Below are 423 nucleotides of genomic sequence, written 5' to 3'. Positions count from 1 at the left end.
TTATCACATCTCATTACTGCATTTCAAGTCGAAATTTCTTGGAAATTCCTGTCTTAAAATGTGTTTTGGTGGAGCCAAGCGGGATCGAACCGCTGACCTCCTGCTTGCAAGGCAGGCGCTCTCCCAGCTGAGCTATGGCCCCGTAAATGGGAAACTTCTTATGAAGTTAAATGGTGGGCCCTAGTGGACTCGAACCACCGACCTCACCCTTATCAGGGGTGCGCTCTAACCAGCTGAGCTAAGGGCCCGTATAGGGAAACTTTCCATAATAAAAACCCACCTACAAGCTTTCGAAGCTTTCTCCGAAAGCTTGCCATGGGTATCGCTTGGCAACGTTCTACTCTCCCAGAACCCTGCGGTTCAAGTACCATCGACGCTGGAAGGCTTAACGGTCGTGTTCGAGATGGGAACGCGTGGATCCCT

At 50.6% G+C, this 423-nt stretch carries 2 tRNA genes and 1 rRNA gene; all 3 read right to left on the bottom strand.

Annotated elements, in window-relative coordinates:
- Nucleotides 1–66 precede the first annotated feature (66 nt).
- Nucleotides 67–142: transfer RNA gene (locus tag L6I86_RS35560), tRNA-Ala, on the bottom strand.
- Between the two features lie 29 nt (nucleotides 143–171).
- Nucleotides 172–248 (bottom strand) — tRNA-Ile (locus tag L6I86_RS35555).
- Nucleotides 249–324: 76 nt separating this feature from the next.
- Nucleotides 325–423, bottom strand: a 5S ribosomal RNA gene (gene rrf / locus L6I86_RS35550); the annotation flags it as partial.

Source organism: Paenibacillus allorhizoplanae (assembly GCF_927798215.1).
Classification (GTDB): Bacteria; Bacillota; Bacilli; order Paenibacillales; family NBRC-103111; genus Paenibacillus_E; species Paenibacillus_E allorhizoplanae.
The sequence above is the reverse complement of the archived record's forward strand: the minus strand, read 5'-3'. Positions and strand labels throughout refer to the sequence as shown.